The 1823-nt window shown below is 62.5% G+C and carries 2 protein-coding genes; both read left to right on the forward strand.

The genetic code is table 11. The features are described 5' to 3' along the window. Positions 1-12: 12 nt before the first annotated feature. Positions 13-150 (forward strand): hypothetical protein, encoded by a 138-nt coding sequence (locus AC1DWI_RS21495; RefSeq protein ID WP_477725713.1) that lies wholly within the window; start codon positions 13-15, stop codon positions 148-150. Positions 151-186: 36 nt separating this feature from the next. Continuing rightward, on the forward strand, positions 187-1823 hold a 1637-nt coding region (locus AC1DWI_RS21500; RefSeq protein WP_477725712.1), incomplete at its 3' end, for an FAD-dependent oxidoreductase.

The raw sequence follows: 1823 nt of genomic DNA on the forward strand, positions 1-1823 counted from the left end.
CCCGTGGCTACGGTGGCGGCGCTGCGCGAAACCTCGGTGCTGTTCGCGGTGCTGCTGGGTTGCTGGCTGCTGAAAGAAGTTTTTACCCTGCGCCGACTCATCGGCACCTGCGCCATCGTCGCAGGTGTCATGGCTATACGGTTAGCTTAGTTCTGCACATATTTCCTTTGATGTGAGGCCTGAACCATGACTGCCACGACGCTTCCCAAGCATGCAGAGATCGTGATTGTGGGTGGCGGCATCGTTGGCTGTTCTGTGGCCTACCACCTGGCCAAAATGGGCAAAACCGACGTGCTGCTGCTCGAGCAAGGCAAACTCACCAGCGGCACCACCTGGCACGCGGCCGGCCTGGTCGGCCAGATGCGGCCCAACCGCAACATGACGCAGATGAGCAAGTACGGCATTGAGCTGTATGCCTCGCTGGAGGCTGAAACGGGCCTGGCCACCGGGTGGAAACAATGCGGCAGCGTCAACGTGGCGCGCACGCCCGAGCGCATGAAGGTGCTCAAAAAGCAGGTCGCCATGGCCAACAGCTTTGGCGTGGAGTGCCATGAGATCTCGCCGCAGGAAGCTGGCGAGAAATACCCGATCATGCGCATCGATGACCTGCAGGGCGCGATCTGGCTGCCGGGTGACGGCAAGGCCAATCCGGCGGACCTTTGCATGTCGCTGGCCAAGGGCGCGCGCAACCGCGGCGTGAAGATGGTTGAAGGCATTGAGGTGACCGGCGTCATCATTGAAAACGGCAAGGCCGTGGGCGTGAAGACCGCGCAAGGCGACGTGCGCTGCGAAGTCCTCGTCAATTGCGCCGGCCAATGGGCGCGCCAGTTCGGCAAGCTGGCGGGCGTGAATGTGCCACTGTATTCGGCTGAGCATTTCTACATCGTCACCGGCAAGATTCCGGGTGTGCACCCCATGCTGCCGGTCATGCGCGACCCAGACGGCTACATCTACTACAAGGAAGAAGTCGGCGGCCTGGTGATGGGCGGCTTTGAGCCCCAGGCCAAGCCCTGGAAGATGGACCCGATTCCGGCGACCTTCCAGTTCGAATTGCTGGACGAAGACTGGGACCAGTTCGAACCGCTGATGACCGCCGCGCTGCACCGCACCCCGTGCCTGGAGACGGCCGAAGTCAAGATGCTGCTCAACGGCCCCGAAAGCTTCACGCCGGACGGCAACTTCATCCTGGGTGAAGCGCCCGAATTGCGAAACTACTTTGTCTGCGCGGGCTTCAATTCGGCCGGCATTGCCAACAGCGGCGGCGCGGGCCGGCTCATGGCCGAATGGATTGTGGGTGGGGAGCCCAGCACCGATTTATGGGACGTGGACATCCGCCGCTTCGGCAGCTTTACCGGCAACCGCAAGGCACTGGCCGAGCGCACCGGCGAGACGCTGGGCCTGCACTACGCCATGCGCTGGCCGCGTCAGGAACTGGAAACGGCGCGGCCGTTGCGTACCTCACCGCTGTACGACATCCTGGCCGCCAGAGGCGCGGAGTTCGGCGGCAAGAATGGCTGGGAGCGTGCAAGCTATTTCAGGCCGGAGGGCCAGGCGCGCCCGGAATACTCCCTCGACAAACCGGCCTGGCTCCCGTGGATGATTGAGGAGCAAAAAGCCACGCGCGAAACCGTTGCCCTTTACGACCAGACCTCGTTCTCCAAATACCTGTTGCAGGGCCGCGATGCGCTGGCCGTGCTGCAGCGCCTGTGCGCCAACGAGATGGACGTGTCTGTCGGCAAGATGGTCTACACCGCCATGCTCAATGAGCGCGGCGGTTTTGAAAGTGACTTGACCGTGATGAGGCAAGCCGCGAACCAATTCCT

This window comes from Polaromonas sp. P3_C2, assembly GCF_056402675.1.